Raw genomic sequence first — 16,140 nt, forward strand, 5'->3', positions numbered from 1 at the left:
GTTCTTGTTCAGTTCGCGTTCACGAGGTCGATGGCGTCGAACGACAGCGCCGGGCTCAGGAAGCGGGCGCCCGCGGTACCGCTGACCGTGTTGATGGTCAGCACGTTGGTGCCGACGACCAGCTGGTTGGCGGGGATGTCGAACGTGTAGGTGCGGTTGAAGCCGCGGTAGGTGCCGACCGTCAGGTTGCGCGACACCTTGGGTGGTGCCGGTGGGATGGCGGAGTTCCAGCTGTTGACCGTGACCTGCGGGCGGGCGCCGGCGAAGTCGGCCGAGATGCCCAGGCGCAGTCGCAGCGGCGCCGTGTTCTGGCCCCGCTTGAGCACGAACCGCACCTGCAGGCCGTTGTTGACGTCCTTCCACTGGTAGGCGGGCCATTGCGTGGCGGCGTTGGACTGGCCGACGACGAAGGGGCCGACGTTCCACGACGCCATGCGCACGTCGCTGGGGTGCATGAAGGTCAGCTTGTCGCCGTTGATGAACTCTTGCGGCGTGCCGTCCCAGCGGCCAATGCGCCACAGGGCCGGCGTGGTCTCTGGGTCGGCCGTGATGGCCACCGGGTTCATCGCGTAGTTGGCGTTGGCGGTCACCGTCACGCTGGCGGTCTGCACGGCGAGCTCACCCTTGTAGACGGTCATCGTGTAGTTGCCCGGCAGCATGCCGGTGGCCGTGAAGTGGCCGTCCACCGGGTCGGCGTCGGCCCAGTACTGCGCCTGCGAGTTGGCGAAGCCCACCGTGTACGGCACGCCCGGCAGACGGTTCGTCAGGCCAGCCACGCTGACCGATCCACGGCCGACCGGCGGCACGTAGCCGACCATGCCGACCTGCCCGTACCAGCTGGTGTCGGGCCTGGCGGTCGGCACCGTGCCGTCGTTGAAGATCATCGTGTACGTGTTCAGCACGTTCAGCCGGAACGGCTCCGTCTGCGCCTCGCCGTAGTTGACGATGTAGGTCAGCTCGTTGGTGGTGCTGGTGATCTGCTGCAGCAGGCTGCGGTAGAAGGGGCCGCTGGAGCCGCCCTCGTTGTTGTCGCGCCAGAACCAGACGCCCACGCCGGGGCCGGTGCCGCCGACGAACTCCCAGTCCTTCAGGCGACGGTTGGCGTAGTGCTTGGAGCGGGTCTGGCCGTAGCGCGCGTCCGTGGCGGGGAAGCCGAACACGTCGCTGGCCTCGATGGCGCCGCTGGTGCCGCGCAGGTCCTCGGCCCAGAAGCTCTCGCCGCCGTAGGTGATCAGGCCGCCGGCGGCATGCGCCGGGCCGCCGTTGGGCAGCTTGGACACCGGGATGCGCGCGATGAAGCGCACCAGACCGTGCACGTCGGGCTGCTCGGTGAAGTGCGTGCCCATGTGGATGTTGGACTCGCCGCGCTTCACCACGTAGTAGTGCGTCAGCACGCCGCCCTTGGTGCTGGTGCTGGTCAGCGTGACGCGGATGTAGTCGCTCGCGTTGACAACGCCGCCGTTGGTGGTGGCAGCGGGCGTCACGGCGCCGTTGGCGCTGACGGCCTCGACCTTCAGGCCCACGGCGCCCACGCCGTTGTAGAGCCAGTCGGCGCCGGAGTTCAGCTGCGTGCCGCGCGACGGGTCGGCGTACTCCACGCCCTTGTACACCATGCTGGACAGGTCGCCGATGGCGGTGGTGCTGCTGGCGTCCCAGCCGCGCACCTTGAACACCAGGCCGCCATCGGTGTCGATGATGTACTGCGGCCGTGCCGGGTTGTTGTTGTCGTGGACGGTGGTGATGCTGAAGGCTGCCAGCGCGACCGGCGAGGCCGTGGCAGCGAGCAGGGCCGTGGCCATCCATCGCGCCCAGGCCGGGCGCGAACTTGTGGTGTTCATGAAGTCTCCTGGTGTGTCTTTTTTCACGACCTGACGGGGTTGCCGCCGGTCGCAGCGGACTCTAGGCAGGCACCCGGTCGCCGTGTACTCAACCGCGTGAGCGTTTGGCCGGGCCTATCCCGTAGCGAGCGTTCCCATGCGTGGCGCTATGCCCTGGCCGGCATAGGTGATGGCCGTCGGCCGGGTTTCGCCTCGCTGGCGACAATAGCCACCTCACCCGACCGTCACCGCCATGAACACCCGCACCGTCTTCGGCGCCTGCCCCCACGACTGCCCCGACACCTGCGCCATGCAGGTCACCGTCGAAAACGAACGCGTCATCAAGGTCCAGGGCCGCGCCGAGCATCCCAACACGCACGGCGCGCTGTGCACCAAGGTCTCGCGCTACCCCGAGCGCACCTACCACGCCGAGCGCGTGCTGCACCCGCTCAAGCGCGTCAGCAAGAAGACAGAGGCGCCGCGCTTCGAGCCGGTGAGCTGGGCCCAAGCGCTCGCCGACATCGCCGCGCGGCTGAAGGCCCTCCCGGACCCGCAATGCATCCAGCCTTACAGCTACGCCGGCACCATGGGCCTGATCCAGGGCGAGGCCATGGCCGGCCGGCTGTGGAACGCGCTGGGCGCCGCGCGGCTGGACCGCACCATCTGCGCCTCCGCCGGCGGCGCCGGCCTGGCAGTCACCTACGGCCACAAGCTGGGCATGCACACGCGTCACTTCGCGGGCGCCAAGCTCATCGTCATCTGGGGCAGCAACAGCATCACGTCCAACCTGCATTTCTGGACCTATGCCAACCAGGCCAAGCGCGAGGGCGCCAAGCTGATCTGCATCGACCCGCGCAAGACCGAGACCGCCGACAAGTGCCACCAGCACATCGCCGTGCTGCCCGGCACCGACGGCGCGCTGGCACTGGGGCTGATGCACGAGTTGATCGCCAACGGCTGGCTGGACCAGGACTACATCGATCGCCACGTCGACGGTTGGGATGAGCTGCGCGCGAAAGCGCTGGCCTGGGATCCTGAGCGCGTGGCCGCGACCTGCGGCATCACCGCTGACGAAGTGCGCGGCCTGGCGCGCGATTACGGCGACCGCGACGTGATGGCAGCACCCGCCGCCATCCGTTTGAACTACGGCATGCAGCGCGTGCGCGGCGGCGGCAACGCGGTGCGCCTGGTCGCGCTGCTGCCCTGCCTGACCGGGGCGTGGCGCCACGCCAGCGGCGGCATGCTGCTGTCGGCGTCGGGCTGGAACGCGCCGTTCAAGAACCCCGATCTTGAACGGCCCGACCTGCTGGCCGGACGCCAGCCGCGCATGGTCAACATGAGCACCATCGGCGACGCGCTGCTGCAGGCCGATCCGCCCATCCAGGCCATCGTGGTCTACAACAGCAACCCCGTGGCGGTGGCGCCCGAGTCGCCCAAGGTGGTCAAGGGCTTCCAGCGCGAAGACCTGTTCACGGTGGTGCTGGAGCACTTCATGACCGACACGGCCGACCTGGCCGACTACGTGCTGCCGGCCACCACGCAGCTGGAGCACCTGGACGTGCACACCAGCTACGGCCACACGGACGTGCTGATGAACCACCCCGCGGTGGCGCCGCTGGGCGAGGCCAAGCCCAACACGCAGATCTTCCGCGAGCTGGCGGCGGCGATGGGCCTGACCGACCCGTGCTTCAGCGACACCGACGAGCAGCTGGCCGACCAAGCCTTCACCGCCGACATCGACATGGCTGCGCTGCGCACGCAGGGCTGGCAACCGCTGCCCATTGCCGAAGCGCCGTTTGCCAACGGCGGCTTTCGCACGCCCAACGGCCGCGCGCAAGCCGGCGGCGCCGACTTCGTGCCCAACTACGAGAGCGCGCAGACGACGCCCGCGCTGGCCGCGCGCTACCCGCTGGCCATGATCTCGCCGCCGGCGCGCAACTTCCTGAACAGCAGCTTCGTCAACGTGAAGAGCCTGCGCGACATCGAGGGCGAGCCCATCATCGAGATGCACGCCGCCGACGCCGCTGCGCGCCAGCTCGCCGACGGCGCGCGCGTCGCCGCCTTCAATGACCGGGGCCGCTACGTCGCCACGCTCAAAGTCAGCCCGCGCGCCCGGCCCGGTGTCGTCAACGGCCTGGGCGTGTGGTGGCGCAAGCTGGGGCTGGACGGCACCAACGTCAACGAGGTCACGCACCAGCAGCTGACCGACCTGGGCAACGCACCGGCGTTCTACGACTGCCTCGTCGAGGTCGAGGCTGCGTGAACCGCGGCCTCTTTCAGAAGGTGTCCGCTTGATCCGCCGCCTGCTGCTGTCCGCCTCGCTGCTGGCTCTGGCCGGCTGCAGCGCCGTCGGCCACTGGAGCCAGGCGGCGGGCGGTCACCTCGGCATCACGCGCGCGGCCCGGCCGGTCAGCGACTGGCTGGCCGACCCCGCCACGCCGGCTGATCTCGCCGCGCGGTTGCGGCTGTCGCAGCAGATGCGTGACTTCGCCAGCCGCGAGCTGGCGCTGCCGGACAACAACAGCTACCGCCGCTATGCCGATCTGAAGCGCAGCGCCGCGGTCTACAACGTCATCGCCGCGCCCGAGTTCGGCTTCACGCTGAAGACGTGGTGCTACCCGCTGATGGGCTGCGCCGGCTATCAGGGCTGGTTCGAGCTCGACGCGGCGAAGCAGCGCGCCGACGCGCTGAAGGCCGAAGGCTGGGAGGTGCAGGTGCAGCCCATCCCGGCCTACTCCACGCTCGGCTGGAGCCGGCTGCTGGGCGGCGACCCGCTGCTGAACACCTTCATCCGCTACACCGAGGGCGAACTGGCCGCGATGATCTTCCACGAGCTGGCCCACCAGCGCGTCTACGTCAGCGACGACACCGGCTTCAACGAGGCCTACGCCAGCGCCGTCGAGCTCATCGGCGCACGCCGGTGGTTGGCCGGCAAGCCCGAAGCGCTGACCGCGTTCGAGGCGGGTCGCGAGCGGCGCGCACGCTTCCTGGCGCTGGCCCGCGACGGGCGCGAGCGGCTGCAGGCGGTCTACAGCGGCCCGGCTGCATCTCGCCCCGCGGGCAAGGCCGCTGTCATGGCTGCGCTGCGCCAGCGTGCGCCGACGGAAGCGCCGGGCTACGAGGCCTGGTTCCAGCGCGCCAACAACGCCAACTTCGCCATCTTGTCGGCGTACAGCGACCTCGTGCCCGCGTTCATGCGGCTGTTCGAGCAGGAGGGCCGGGACTGGGTGAAGTTTCACGCCGCCGTGGAGCGCCTGGCGCCGCTGCCGCGTGACGAGCGCCGGGCTACATTGCGGGGCCTTGAGGGAGGCTCTGATGACACTGATCCTGCGACGCGTCAAACCCGCTGACGCCGCCGCCATCGCCGAACAGTTTTCCGACCCGGACGTCTTTGGCGGCACGCTGCAGCTGCCGTTCGCCAGTGAAGAGATGTGGACCCAGCGCATTGCCGGCATGAACCCACCGGCGGCCGGCTCCAACGAACTGGTGCTGGCCGCGGTGCTCGGCGACAAGCCCGTGGGCCTGGCCGGTCTGCATCCGGTTGGCCCGTCGGTGCGCCGCCGCCACGTGATGGGCCTGGGCATCACCGTCGCCAAGGCATCGCAAGGGCAGGGCGTCGGCCAGGCGCTGATGGCCGGCCTGCTGGACTACGCCGACAACTGGGCGCAGGTGCTGCGCATCGAGCTGACGGTCTATCACGACAACGTGCGGGCGATCCGGCTGTACGAGCGCAATGGCTTCGAGCATGAAGGCCGGCTCAGGGCCTATGGGCTGCGCAACGGCGTGTACGAGGACGTGCTGACGATGGCGCGGCTGCATCCGCGGCAGCCGTTGGTGCGGCGAACTGTGTAGCCGTTCATCGGCGTTTGCCGGGCCAGGCGGCGCCCATCGCCAACACTGTGCTGATGAACACGCCCATGCTTGCCGAGTCAGCAAGGCTGTAGTTCCCTCGCGCGAGCACACCCTGCCAAAAGGCGATCTGCATCACGGCCACCATGGCGGACAGACATCCAGCCGCCCATGTCCAGACGGCGAGCATCACGGTTTTTCCGTCCGAGTCGAACCATCCCGTTCTTGGCGCGCGTTCGAGTTTCATCGTGGCGAACGTTCCTGCGCACGCAGCGATGAGGAATGGGTACGACAACAAAGTGCCGTAGGCGGCATGACTGGCGACGTCTTTTGAACGTCCCCACACGACCAGCGACCAACCCAACCCGCCGAGCAGCAGCAGCCACTTGCCGCCGCCCAGCGCTGAGGCGCGAAAGACCGGCCAAAGCCGCAACTGCTCAGGCACGATTCAATGGCGGCTTGCTCACGGCAACGCCTGTCCCCGCGCCGTCACATACAGCCGATACCACTCCTCCCGGCTCAGCTGAATCCGCGTCGCGTCACCACAGGCGCGAATTCGCTCCGCACTGCCGCTGCCGATGACCGGCTGGATGCCCGCCGGATGCCGCAGCAACCAGGCCAGCAGCACGGCATTGGCCGTCGTGCGGTGCGTCTCGGCAATCTCGTGCACGACCTTGGCGGCGCCCGAAGCGGCAGGTTCGTTGAACCGCCCCTGCGCCAGCGACCCCCAGGCCTGCAGCTGCACGCCGTGCTGCTGCGCGTACTCCAGCGTGCCGGCCCAGGCCGCGGCGCCGGGCCGGGTGGCGGCCTGCGGATCGTTGAACGTGGTGCCGGCGTCGATGAAGTCCAGCTTCGCCAGGCTCAGCTCCAGCTGGTTGGCCACCAGCGGCTCGTCCAGCGCGGTTTGCAACCAGCGCATCTGAGCCGCGTGCATGTTGGACACGCCGAGGTGTCCCACCTTGCCTGCCGCCTTCAATCGACCGAAGGCGCGGGCGACCTCGGCGGGTTCCATCAGCGCGTCGGGGCGGTGCAACAGCAGGATGTCCAGATGCGTGATGCCCAGCCGCTGCAGGATGCCGTCCACGCTGCGTTCGATGTGGTCGGCGCTGAAGTCGAAGCGGCCCACATTGGCGTCGTCGGCAAAGCGGATGCCGCACTTGCTCTGCAGCCGCATGCGCGCGCGCAGACCCGGGTCGCGCTTGAGCAGCTCGCCGAACACGGCCTCGGCCTTGCCGCGGCGGTAGATGTCGGCGTGGTCGAACAGCGTGACGCCGATGTCCAGCGCGGCCTCGACGGCTGCGTGCGCGTGGGCGATGTCGGTCTCGGTCACGGGCCCGCCGTTCCAGTCGCCACCCAGGGCCATGCAGCCGTAGACCAGCGGGGTGACGTCGCGGAGGTGGGTTTGAAGAGGCAGCGGAAACGACATGGATCAGGCGATGGACGTGGGGCCCGCATCATGCGGCACGCCGCCGCGGCCACGCCACCCGAACAACCCGGCCAGCGCGTCGGCCAGACGGGCGAGGAAAGCTGCGCTGCTCCCAGTCCGCGCGCCGTGGCCGCGCGGCCGGTGCCGCGTGATCTGTGAGAGCTGCTGCATCAGTGCGATCTCGCGCTGGCGTTCCTCGATGACGTGCGGCAGCGCACCCTCCAGCGCCAGCCGCCGCGCCAGCTCGCGCACGGCGGGCAGCTCGCGCTGGCGGATGCGCAGGCCCGGCGCGCGTAGCCGGCAGCCCAGGGCGCGGGCGCGCAGGAACAAGGCCTTGGCGGCCAGGCGGTCGAGTTGGCAGCCCCATCCGGCGTCCAGGCAGGCGGCCAGGTTGAACGTGGCGTCGGCGTGACCTCGCAGCGCCGCGCCGGCATACAGCGCGAAGCCGCGCGCCGGGTCGGGAGCGCCGCCCCAGCCGCCCAGCAGCGTGCGCCCGAGGTGGAACTGCGCGGTCAAGCTGCCCTGGGCCGCCGCCTGCTCCAGCCCGGCACGTGCCAGTGCGGGGGCGCGCGGCAGGCCCAGGCCTTCAAGCTGGCACCAGGCCAGCAGCGCCAGCGCCTCCGTGTCGCCGCCCTCGGCGGCGATGCGCAGCCAGTACACCGCCTGCGCGTGGTCGGGCTCGGCGGCGCGCAGGTGCATCAGGCCCCTGTCGAGCGGGGCGGGGTCTGGCGGGGCCGGTTCGTCAACGCGCATGGTCTCTCCCTGAGCGGTGCCGGCGGGCTTGGTGGCCCGGCTCTGGCGTTGCCGCAGTATGCGTTCAAACGGTGCGTCAGGGCGCGTGGCCGGGCTTCTCGCGTAGAGTGGGGCGCACGACATCCAGGAGAGCCGCCGTGGCCGAAATCCGCATCCACCGAGACCACGAACTCGGCTTGAAGAAAGCACGCGAGATCGCGTGGCAATGGGCCGAGAAGGTCGAGCAGAAGTTCGACCTGGAGTGCACCGTGCACGAGGGCGACGACGAGGACACTGTCGAGTTCACACGCTCTGGCGTGAAGGGCGAGCTGACGGTGTCGGCCAGCCGCTTCGAGCTGGTGGCGCAGCTGGGTTTTCTGCTGGGGGCGTTCAAGGCCACCATCGAGGGCGAGATCCAAAAGGAGCTGGACGCGCTGCTGGCCTCCGGCAAGAAGGCGTCGGCCAAAAGGAAACCGGCCTGAGGCCGGTAGGTCGTGGGCGCCGCGAGCGCTTACTTCAGTGATTCGATGAGGTCGACGTACTGCTGCATCGCGTCGTCCTGCGACGTGCCCTTCAGCTCGTTCCACGCGTCCCACTTGGCGCGCCCGACCATGTCGGTGAAGCCGGGGCGCTTGTCCTCGACGTCGCCGACGCTGCCTTGCTTGTAGAGGGCGTAGATCTTCAACAGCGTCATGTTGTCCGGCCGCTCGGGCAGGTTCTTCGAATCGGCGACGGCGGCTTCGAATTGATCTTTCAGGCTCACGGGGTTCTCCAGGGCTGATTCGATGGGTTCGACTGGTGACAATCGAATGATGGGCTGCGGAGTTTAGGCCCGCGAAAACAGGCATCAAGGAGACCAATTTGGCCCTCAGCAGCGAACGCATGTCCAAGGTGGATACGGCCTGGTTGCGCATGGATACCGAGGCCAACCTGATGATGATCGTCGGGGTCTGGTCCATCCGGCCCGGCATCACGCTGGACGCGCTGCGCACGCGCGTGGCCGAGCGGCTGCTGCAGTACCCGCGCTTTCGGCAGAAGGTGGTGGAGGACGCGCTGCTGGGCGCCCAGTGGGTGCAGGACAAGGACTTCGACATTGCCCACCACGTGGTGGGCGAGGTGCCGCTGCCGCTGCGCGGTCAGACACGTGACCAGGTGCTGCGCGAGCGCGTGGCCGAGCTGTGCAGCCAGCCGCTCGATCCCGCGCGCGCACTGTGGCAGATGCAGCTCATCGAGGACATGGGCGACGGTAGCAGCGCGCTGATCTGCCGCGTCCACCACTGCATCGCCGACGGCATCGCGCTGATCGCGGTGATGCTGTCCATCACCGACGACGGCAAGGCACCGCCTCAACGTTCAAGTGCGGGCTCGCGCCGCCCGGCGCAGGAGCCGCAGGAGGCGCACGAGGCCGATTGGCTGCTGGACGCCTTCCTGCGCCCGATGAGCAACATGACAGTCAAGGCCATCGGCCTGGCGGGCAAGGGCGTCTCCAAGGGCGTGGGCGCAATGATGAACGGCACCACGCCGGTGGACTCGTCGCTGGAGATGGCGCGCATGGGCTACCAGGCGGTGTCGGACGTGGCGGCCTTTGCGCTGATGCCGGACGACTCGCCCACGCGGCTCAAGGGCAAGCCGGGCGCGAAGAAGACGGTGGCCTGGGACGACAGCCTGTCGCTGGCCGACGTGAAGGCCGTCGGCAAGGCGCTGGGGGCGTCCATCAACGACGTGCTGCTGGCTTGCGCCGCAGGCGCCATCGGCAAATACCTGGCGGACAAGGGCGAGGATCCGGCCGGCAAGGAGATCCGCGCGATGGTGCCCGTCAACCTGCGCCCGCTGGAGCAGGCCTGGCAACTGGGCAACCGCTTCGGGCTGGTGCCGCTGGTGCTGCCGGTGGGTATCGCCAACCCGGTGGAGCGGCTGTTCGCGGTCCGTGCGCGCATGAGCGAGCTGAAGGGCAGCTTCCAGCCCGTGATGGCGTTCGGCCTGCTGTCGGTCGCGGGGCTGCTGATCAAGCCGGTGCAGCACGCCATGCTGAACCTGTTCGCCAAGAAGGCCACCGCGGTGATGACCAATGTGCCTGGCCCGGCCGAGGCGCTGAAGTTCTGCGGCTCGACGGTGGAGAAGGTGATGTTTTGGGTGCCGCAGTCGGGTGACATCGGCTTGGGCCTGAGCATCCTGACCTACGCCGGCCGGGTGCAGTTCGGCCTCATCACGGACGCGGGTTTGTGCCCCGACCCGGAGGCCATCATTGCCAATTTCGCGCCCGAGTTCGAGAAGCTGCTGATGCTGGCGCTGATGATGCCCTGGGAGCGCGACGCGGCCTGAACGGCGCAGGCCCCCAAGCAAAAGGCGCTCCGGGGAGCGCCTTTCTTGCGAAGGGAGAGTCGGCGCCTTACTGCGCGGTCTTCTCGACCTTCTTCTTCGTGGTGGGGCGGCCGGCGGCCGTCGGGTAGGCGGTCATCACCTTGGCCGGATCAGCCTTGTTGTCCAGGTAGGCGGCGTACTGCTGAGACGTGCAGGGCAGCAGCTTGCCCGGGCGAGCCTCACCCTTGTACTTGCCGTTGGCGTAGACGAATTGGTACTCGTTGGCCGCCACCGGCGTCGCGATGCTGCTGGTGTCGCTGTAGCTCTTGGCGCACTCGGCGCGCAGTTCAGCCTGTTCGGGCGTCGCGTTGTTGGCGGCCTGGGCGGCGAAGGCGGTGAATGCGGCGAGGGCGGGGATCAGGAACTTCATGGCGCTTGTCTCGTTCATTGGGGGGTGAGTGACGGCGTCAAGCTTACGTCTCGACGGGGTGGGGCGCATCCCCGGAAGCACGGGTAAAAACCGCGTGATATCCGTCACGCACGGGCACGTCCCTCAGGGTTTGTCACGGTCGACAGCCTCAGTCTTCCAGTTCCTCGCGGGCCAGCTCGACGTCCAGTTGCTCCATCGCATCCATCGCCTCGCAGGCGGCAGCGTCGGCGTAGAGCTGCTCTGCCACGTCCATGCGCTTGTCGCCCTCCAGCATGACCAGGCCGTTGGCCCGCTCGATCATCGCGATGGCGCTGCTGGGGTTCAGCTTGAGGGCCTGCTCGAACATCTTGAGGCCGGTGGCGGTGTCGGCGCCCTGCGTCTTGCCCAGCAGCTTGCCAACCTTGTCGATGACCTCGGCGTGGAAGGCGCCCAGCGCGATGTGGGCGTCGGCGTGCTTAGGCGCGAGCTTGATGGTGGTTTCCAGCGCCGTCTTGACCTTGGTGCCCAGCCCCTGCGCCAGCGCCTTGGCCACGCTGATGCCCTGGCCATAGCGACCCAGTGCGTAGGCCTGCCAGTACCAGGCGTTGGGGTTCTTGGGGTCTTCGGCCTGTTGCGCTGCGGCGCGCTCGGCGATCTCCAGGAACATCTCCAGCTTCACCGCGTCCTTCTTCTCAAGGTAGTTGGCGTAGATGCCCTGGGCCTTGTTGGCGACCGTCAGTCCGGCGCCACCGGCGGCCAGGCCGGCGTCGTAGGCGGCGCGGAATTCACCGGCGTGGAAGTGGATCCAGGCCTGCACCACGTCGGCGTCCTTGGGGAAAGGCTCGGCATCGCCGGCATGCAGGCGGGCCCAGTGCTTCTTCAGCGTGGCCGGCGTGTAGACGAACGCGCTGTTGTCGTAGGGGAAGGCAGTCCACTTGGCCATCGCTTGTCTCCGTCAAGGTGTTGATTGGTATTGGCCGGCGAGCTTGAAGAGGTGGTCCCTGGACGCGGGCTCCAGGTAGGGTAGCAGCAGGCTCAGCGCATGGAACGCGCCGCGCAGCAGCGCCGCGCCGGCGCGTTCGGGCTCCAGCGCGTGGCGGGGGTCGCGCACGTATTCGTAGCTCAGCCAGTAGCTGACGACCACGACCATCGCGTTCGCCGTGGGCGCGGCGTCGCGCAGGTCCATCTTCAGCGCGCCGCCCAGGTGCAGGCCCGACAGCACGTGGCGCATGGCTTGCTCCTTGGCGGCCAGCAGCGTCTGGAAATGCGTTTCCAGCCGGCGGTTCTTGAACAGCAGGTCGTTCAGGTCGCGATACAGGAAGCGGTGCTTCCAAATCAGCTCGAACAGCATGTGGAAGAACAGCCAGGCGTCCTCCACGTGTCGAACGTCGTCGGCGGCGCCGAGCAGCCGGTTCAGTTCTTCCTCGTAGCGGCCGAACAGCGCGTTGACCAGCTCGTCCTTGGCCGGGTAGTGGTAGTAGAGATTGCCCGGGCTGATCTTCAGTTCGGCCGAGATCAGCGTCGTCGACACGTTGGGCTCGCCGAAACGGTTGAAGAGGTCCAGCGTGACCTCCAGGATGCGTTCGGCGGTGCGGCGGGGTTTCTTGGGCGGCGGCATGGACCACGGCATTCTGGCAGCGAACGCGTGGCGGGCGCGCCGCGCATATGCATCGGCGAATTCCTTCGTTCGCCGGCGCCGCCGTCGCCCCTAGCCTGACGGTTTGCACCACAGCCCCGCATGAGCTCCGTCCTCCATTTCCCCTCCACGCCAGCGTCGATATCGACCGCCGACGCGCTGGCGCTGGCCGAGCCGCTGGCGCGCCAACTGGCCGACACGGCCATTGCGCGTGACCAGGCCGGTGGCCATGCAGCTGCGCAGCGTGAGCTGATCCGAGACAGCGGGCTGCTGGCGCTGACGGTGCCGACGGCGCTGGGCGGGCTGGGCGCTTCGTGGCCCACCTTCTACCGCGTGCTGCGCCGCCTGGCGCAGGCCGACAGCGCGCTGGCCCACGTGTTTGGTTTTCATCACCTGCAACTGGCCAGCGTGCAGCTTTACGGCACGGCTGAGCAGCAGCGGCGCCTGTTGGGCGACACCCTGCGCCACCGCTGGTTCTGGGGCAATGCGCTGAACCCGCTGGACCGCCGGCTGCGCGCGGTCGACACGCCGCAGGGCTACCGACTGGACGGCGTCAAGAGCTTCGCGTCGGGATCGGTGGGGGCTGACATGCTGACCTTCTCTGCCTGGCACGATGGCGCGCAGGCCGCGCTGATCGGCGTGCTGCGGGCCGACACGCCCGGTGTCGCCGTTCAGACCGACTGGGACGCCTTCGGTCAGAAGCAGACCGACAGCGGCACCGTTGCTTTCGACGCCGTGGCGTTGGCGCTGGCCGACGTGCTGCAGCCGCCCGGCCGCGTGCCCACCCCTCGCGCCACTTTGCGCCAGCAGATCGCGCAGCTCATCCTGGTGCACCTGTACGTGGGCATTGCGCAGGGCGCGTTGCAGGCAGGGCTGGGCTTCACGCGCGACGACGCGCGGCCGTGGTTCCAGTCCGGCGTCGCTGCCGCCGTGGACGACCCCTACGTGCAGCACCGCTGGGGCGACCTGTGGTTGCAGGTGCGGCCTGCGGAGGTGCTGGCCGACGCGGCAACGATAGCGCTGCAGCAGGCGCTGGACCGCGGCGAAGCGCTGACCTTCGATGAGCGTGGCGAGGTGGCGATCGCCGTCGCCGAAGCCAAAGTGCTGGCGCACCGGGCCGCGCTGTCGGTCAGCTCGCAGTTGTTCGAGCTGGCCGGCGCGCGCGCGACGTCGGGCCGCTACGGGCTGGACCGCTTCTGGCGCAACGCCCGCGTGCACACGCTGCACGACCCCGTCGACTACAAGCTGCGCGACCTCGGCCGCCACGCGCTGACCGGCGCGTGGCCTGAGCCCACGCCGTATTCCTGACCTTTCATCGCCAACTGAGCGCGCCCCATGCAAAGACGCCACCTCCTCCAGATCGCCGCCAGCGGCCTCGCCGCACCCGCCTTCGCGCGCGCGACAGACGACAAGCTGCGCGAGCTGCGGCTGGATTACGCCACCTACTCGCCGGCCAGCCTCGTGCTCAAGCGCTTCGGCTGGCTGGACGAGGACTTCAGGCAGCGCGGCATTGCGGTGAAGTGGGTGTTCAGCGCCGGCAGCAACCGCGCGCTGGAATACCTGAACGCCAACAGCCTGGACATCGGTTCCAGCGCCGGGCTGGCCGCTCTGCTGGCCAAGACCAACGGCAACCCCATCCGCGCGCCGTACATCTTCTCGCGGCCGGAATGGACGGCGCTGGTCGTGCCCAAGGACTCGTCCATCAAGACGCTGGCCGACCTGCGCGGCAAGAAGATCGCTGCGACCAAGGGCACCGACCCCTACCTGTTCCTGCTTCGCGCGCTGCACACCGTGGGCCTGAAGCGCAAGGACATCGAGCATGTCAGCCTGCAGCACGCCGACGGCCGCGTGGCGCTGGAGCAGGGCCGCGTGGACGCGTGGGCGGGCCTGGACCCGCTGATGGCCGCCACCGAGCTGAACACCGGCGCGCGGCTGCTGTACCGCAACGTGGCGTTCAACACCTATGGCTTCCTGAATGTGCGCGAGGACTTCCTGACGCGTCACCCCGCGGAAGTGAAACGCGTCGTCGGCCACTACGAGCGTGCGCGGCTGTGGATACAGGCCAACACCACGGAGGCTGCCCGCATCCTGGCCGATGAGGCCAAGGTGGACCTGCAGGTCGCGCTGCTGCAGCTGAAGCTGCGCACCGACCTGACGCAGCCGCTGCCGTCGCAGCAGCATGTGCAGGCGCTGCAGGCCGCGGCACCCATCCTGCTGGACGAGGCGCTGGTGAAGCCGGGGTCCGACTTGCGCGCGGTCATCGCGTCGCTGGTGGACACGAAGTTCGCCGCCGGGCTGGTGAAAGCCTGAAGTGAACGCGCCCTTCGCCCAGTCCCGCGCCACTGAACGCGGGCGGCCCTGGTCGGTCCCCCGAGGGGACGGCGATGCTGGCGGCATCGAGCCGCCAAAACATCCCCTGCCGGGCCGGCATGGGAGCGGCCCGGCGCTCCGCCCGAAGACGCATCGACCACCGCAGGTGTTGGGCCTGGTGGTGCCGCTGTTGCTGCTGGGCGGCGTGGAGTTGGCCGTGCGTGCCGGCCTCGTCGAGGGCCGGCTGCTGCCGGCGCCGACAGAGGTGCTCAGCGCGCTGTTCGGCCTGGGCGCGGCCGATGTAGCGGGCCATGTGGCGGCCAGCAGCGGTCGGGTAGCCATCGGCTTCCTGGCCGGTGCGTTGCTGGCGCTGGGCGTCGGTGCGCTGGTGGGGCTGTCGCGGCTGGCCGAGGCGTTGCTGGACCCGTTGTTCCAGGCGCTGCGCGCCATCCCGTCGCTGGCCTGGGTGCCGCTGCTGCTGTTGTGGCTGGGCATTGACGAGGCGCCCAAGCTGGTGCTGATCGGCATCGGCGCGTTCTTCCCGGTTTACATGGGCACCGTGGCCGGCATTCGCGACGTGGACCGCAAGCTGGTCGAGCTGGCGCGGCTGTACGGCCTGTCCGGCGTGGCGCTGGTGCGGCGCGTGCTGCTGCCGGCCGCGGCGCCGGCGGTACTGACGGGGCTGCGCAACGGGCTGAGCCTGGCGTGGATGTTCATGGTTGCGGCCGAGCTGATCGCGGCGACGCATGGGCTGGGTTACCTGCTGACCGACGGCCGCGAGATGGGCCGTGCGGACCTGGTGTTTGCCGCCATCCTGCTGCTGGCCGCGTTGGGCAAGCTCAGCGACGGCCTGATGCGCCGCTGGGAGACCCGCGCGCTGGCCTGGCGCGACAGCGTGGGGGCGACGCCGCGATGAGTGCGGACCCCGTGCTGGACCTTCACGTGCAGGCCAAGCGCTTTGGCGCGCGGCTGGTGCTGTCCGACGTGCGGCTGCAGCTGGCGCCGGGCGAGATCGTCAGCCTGGTGGGTGCCAGCGGCTGCGGCAAGAGCACGCTGCTGCGCGTGGCCGCCGGGCTGGATGCGGACTATGTTGGACGGCTGACGCTGGCGCCCGGCGCCGGGCCCCGCGACGTCGGCGTGGTGTTCCAGGAGCCGCGGCTGTTCCCGTGGCTGACGGTGGCGCAGAACGTCGCCTTCGCGGCCGGTGCGCCGCCGGAGGACGCGCGCGCGCTGGCACTGCTGGCCGAGGTGGGGCTGGCGGGCCAGGAGCAGGCCCTTCCCAAGCAGCTCTCAGGCGGCCAGGCGCAGCGTGTGGCCATCGCACGCGCGCTGTTCACCGCACCGCGCGTGCTGCTGCTGGATGAACCGTTCTCCGCCGTCGACGCCTTCACGCGCATGAAGCTGCAGGACCTGCTGGCTGACCTGGCGCGCCGCCACGCCGTGACGTTGCTGCTGGTCACGCATGACATCGACGAGGCCGTGCTGCTGGGCGACCGGGTGGTGGTGCTGGGCACCCAGGCGCGGGGCGTGGTGGACGACATCGCCGTGGCAGTGCGGCGCCCGCGTGACCGGCGCGATGCGGCGCTGGCCACCGCCCGCAGCCGCGTGCTGGACGTGTTGCGCGAGGCGCACGCGCTGTAGTCCAAACCGCGCGGCGCTG

Annotated in this window: 17 protein-coding genes; 9 read left to right on the forward strand and 8 right to left on the reverse strand. The window is 69.3% G+C overall.

Going from position 1 to position 16,140, the window contains the following annotated elements; all coding sequences use genetic code 11:
* Positions 1–8: 8 nt before the first annotated feature.
* On the reverse strand, positions 9–1,838 hold the full coding sequence (locus ACG02S_RS16780) for a rhamnogalacturonan lyase B N-terminal domain-containing protein (protein ID WP_394471624.1): 1,830 nt from the start codon (positions 1,836–1,838) through the stop codon (positions 9–11).
* 232 nt (positions 1,839–2,070) lie between these two features.
* On the opposite strand from ACG02S_RS16780, the gene ACG02S_RS16785 reads away from it, so the two are divergent.
* The 3 genes from ACG02S_RS16785 to ACG02S_RS16795 are packed head-to-tail and all read left to right on the forward strand — an operon-like array spanning position 2,071 to position 5,669.
* Complete coding sequence (locus ACG02S_RS16785; RefSeq protein WP_394471625.1) at positions 2,071–4,080, forward strand: molybdopterin-containing oxidoreductase family protein; 2,010 nt, start codon at positions 2,071–2,073, stop codon at positions 4,078–4,080.
* A 28-nt stretch (positions 4,081–4,108) separates the two neighbouring features.
* Complete coding sequence (locus tag ACG02S_RS16790; RefSeq protein ID WP_394471626.1) at positions 4,109–5,167, forward strand: aminopeptidase; 1,059 nt, start codon at positions 4,109–4,111, stop codon at positions 5,165–5,167.
* Positions 5,133–5,669, forward strand: coding sequence for a GNAT family N-acetyltransferase (locus ACG02S_RS16795; RefSeq protein WP_394471627.1), 537 nt, complete (start codon positions 5,133–5,135; stop codon positions 5,667–5,669). Before ACG02S_RS16790 ends, ACG02S_RS16795 begins: the two co-directional genes overlap by 35 nt.
* A gap of 4 nt (positions 5,670–5,673) precedes the next feature.
* Here the strand turns inward: ACG02S_RS16795 and ACG02S_RS16800 are convergent, their stop codons facing one another.
* Genes ACG02S_RS16800 through ACG02S_RS16810 form a run of 3 tightly spaced genes read right to left on the reverse strand, consistent with a single transcriptional unit; the run spans position 5,674 to position 7,845 of the window.
* Positions 5,674–6,111: a hypothetical protein gene (locus tag ACG02S_RS16800; RefSeq protein ID WP_394471628.1), complete on the reverse strand. Its 438-nt coding sequence runs from the start codon at positions 6,109–6,111 to the stop codon at positions 5,674–5,676.
* An 18-nt stretch (positions 6,112–6,129) separates the two neighbouring features.
* Positions 6,130–7,092 (reverse strand): aldo/keto reductase, encoded by a 963-nt coding sequence (locus ACG02S_RS16805; protein WP_394471629.1) that lies wholly within the window; start codon positions 7,090–7,092, stop codon positions 6,130–6,132.
* 3 nt (positions 7,093–7,095) lie between these two features.
* The gene (locus tag ACG02S_RS16810) at positions 7,096–7,845 is read right to left on the reverse strand and encodes a tetratricopeptide repeat protein (protein ID WP_394471630.1); all 750 of its coding nucleotides are present in this window, start codon (positions 7,843–7,845) and stop codon (positions 7,096–7,098) included.
* Positions 7,846–7,982: 137 nt separating this feature from the next.
* On the opposite strand from ACG02S_RS16810, the gene ACG02S_RS16815 reads away from it, so the two are divergent.
* The gene (locus tag ACG02S_RS16815) at positions 7,983–8,306 is read left to right on the forward strand and encodes a polyhydroxyalkanoic acid system family protein (protein WP_394471631.1); all 324 of its coding nucleotides are present in this window, start codon (positions 7,983–7,985) and stop codon (positions 8,304–8,306) included.
* 29 nt (positions 8,307–8,335) lie between these two features.
* Here the strand turns inward: ACG02S_RS16815 and ACG02S_RS16820 are convergent, their stop codons facing one another.
* On the reverse strand, positions 8,336–8,587 hold the full coding sequence (locus ACG02S_RS16820) for an acyl-CoA-binding protein (protein WP_394471632.1): 252 nt from the start codon (positions 8,585–8,587) through the stop codon (positions 8,336–8,338).
* Positions 8,588–8,706: 119 nt separating this feature from the next.
* Here ACG02S_RS16820 and ACG02S_RS16825 point away from each other — a divergent pair, with 119 nt between their 5' ends.
* On the forward strand, positions 8,707–10,146 hold the full coding sequence (locus ACG02S_RS16825; protein WP_394471633.1) for a wax ester/triacylglycerol synthase family O-acyltransferase: 1,440 nt from the start codon (positions 8,707–8,709) through the stop codon (positions 10,144–10,146).
* 67 nt (positions 10,147–10,213) lie between these two features.
* Here the strand turns inward: ACG02S_RS16825 and ACG02S_RS16830 are convergent, their stop codons facing one another.
* The 3 genes from ACG02S_RS16830 to ACG02S_RS16840 form a co-directional block, all read right to left on the reverse strand.
* Positions 10,214–10,555: a hypothetical protein gene (locus ACG02S_RS16830; protein WP_394471634.1), complete on the reverse strand. Its 342-nt coding sequence runs from the start codon at positions 10,553–10,555 to the stop codon at positions 10,214–10,216.
* Positions 10,556–10,703: 148 nt separating this feature from the next.
* Positions 10,704–11,477 carry a hypothetical protein gene (locus ACG02S_RS16835; protein WP_394471635.1) on the reverse strand — a complete coding sequence of 258 codons (774 nt, stop codon included), beginning with the start codon at positions 11,475–11,477 and terminating at the stop codon, positions 10,704–10,706.
* A 12-nt stretch (positions 11,478–11,489) separates the two neighbouring features.
* A complete protein-coding gene (locus ACG02S_RS16840; protein WP_394471636.1) occupies positions 11,490–12,152 on the reverse strand; it encodes a TetR/AcrR family transcriptional regulator in 663 nt (220 codons plus the stop codon).
* Positions 12,153–12,272: 120 nt separating this feature from the next.
* Here ACG02S_RS16840 and ACG02S_RS16845 point away from each other — a divergent pair, with 120 nt between their 5' ends.
* The 4 genes from ACG02S_RS16845 to ACG02S_RS16860 all read left to right on the forward strand — a co-directional run bounded on the left by ACG02S_RS16845 (position 12,273) and on the right by ACG02S_RS16860 (position 16,121).
* Positions 12,273–13,478: an acyl-CoA dehydrogenase family protein gene (locus ACG02S_RS16845; protein WP_394471637.1), complete on the forward strand. Its 1,206-nt coding sequence runs from the start codon at positions 12,273–12,275 to the stop codon at positions 13,476–13,478.
* A gap of 27 nt (positions 13,479–13,505) precedes the next feature.
* Positions 13,506–14,480, forward strand: a complete 975-nt coding sequence (locus ACG02S_RS16850) for an aliphatic sulfonate ABC transporter substrate-binding protein (RefSeq protein ID WP_394471638.1) — start codon at positions 13,506–13,508, stop codon at positions 14,478–14,480.
* 85 nt (positions 14,481–14,565) lie between these two features.
* The gene (locus ACG02S_RS16855) at positions 14,566–15,396 is read left to right on the forward strand and encodes an ABC transporter permease (protein WP_394471894.1); all 831 of its coding nucleotides are present in this window, start codon (positions 14,566–14,568) and stop codon (positions 15,394–15,396) included.
* Entirely contained in the window at positions 15,393–16,121 is a 729-nt protein-coding gene (locus ACG02S_RS16860) for an ABC transporter ATP-binding protein (protein ID WP_394471639.1), read from the forward strand. Before ACG02S_RS16855 ends, ACG02S_RS16860 begins: the two co-directional genes overlap by 4 nt.
* Positions 16,122–16,140: the final 19 nt, after the last annotated feature.

Source organism: Pelomonas dachongensis (assembly GCF_043555865.1).
GTDB lineage: Bacteria > Pseudomonadota > Gammaproteobacteria > Burkholderiales > Burkholderiaceae_C > Pelomonas > Pelomonas dachongensis.

Bases quoted from the DNA above. Each gene is read 5' to 3' on its own strand.
- ACG02S_RS16805 (WP_394471629.1), bottom strand. From the start codon at position 7,092: ATGTCGTTTCCGCTGCCTCTTCAAACCCACCTCCGCGACGTCACCCCG.
- ACG02S_RS16780 (WP_394471624.1), bottom strand. From the start codon at position 1,838: ATGAACACCACAAGTTCGCGCCCGGCCTGGGCGCGATGGATGGCCACG.
- ACG02S_RS16860 (WP_394471639.1), top strand. From the start codon at position 15,393: ATGAGTGCGGACCCCGTGCTGGACCTTCACGTGCAGGCCAAGCGCTTT.
- ACG02S_RS16810 (WP_394471630.1), bottom strand. From the start codon at position 7,845: ATGCGCGTTGACGAACCGGCCCCGCCAGACCCCGCCCCGCTCGACAGG.
- ACG02S_RS16795 (WP_394471627.1), top strand. From the start codon at position 5,133: ATGACACTGATCCTGCGACGCGTCAAACCCGCTGACGCCGCCGCCATC.
- ACG02S_RS16840 (WP_394471636.1), bottom strand. From the start codon at position 12,152: ATGCCGCCGCCCAAGAAACCCCGCCGCACCGCCGAACGCATCCTGGAG.
- ACG02S_RS16835 (WP_394471635.1), bottom strand. From the start codon at position 11,477: ATGGCCAAGTGGACTGCCTTCCCCTACGACAACAGCGCGTTCGTCTAC.
- ACG02S_RS16845 (WP_394471637.1), top strand. From the start codon at position 12,273: ATGAGCTCCGTCCTCCATTTCCCCTCCACGCCAGCGTCGATATCGACC.
- ACG02S_RS16830 (WP_394471634.1), bottom strand. From the start codon at position 10,555: ATGAAGTTCCTGATCCCCGCCCTCGCCGCATTCACCGCCTTCGCCGCC.
- ACG02S_RS16785 (WP_394471625.1), top strand. From the start codon at position 2,071: ATGAACACCCGCACCGTCTTCGGCGCCTGCCCCCACGACTGCCCCGAC.
- ACG02S_RS16850 (WP_394471638.1), top strand. From the start codon at position 13,506: ATGCAAAGACGCCACCTCCTCCAGATCGCCGCCAGCGGCCTCGCCGCA.
- ACG02S_RS16825 (WP_394471633.1), top strand. From the start codon at position 8,707: ATGTCCAAGGTGGATACGGCCTGGTTGCGCATGGATACCGAGGCCAAC.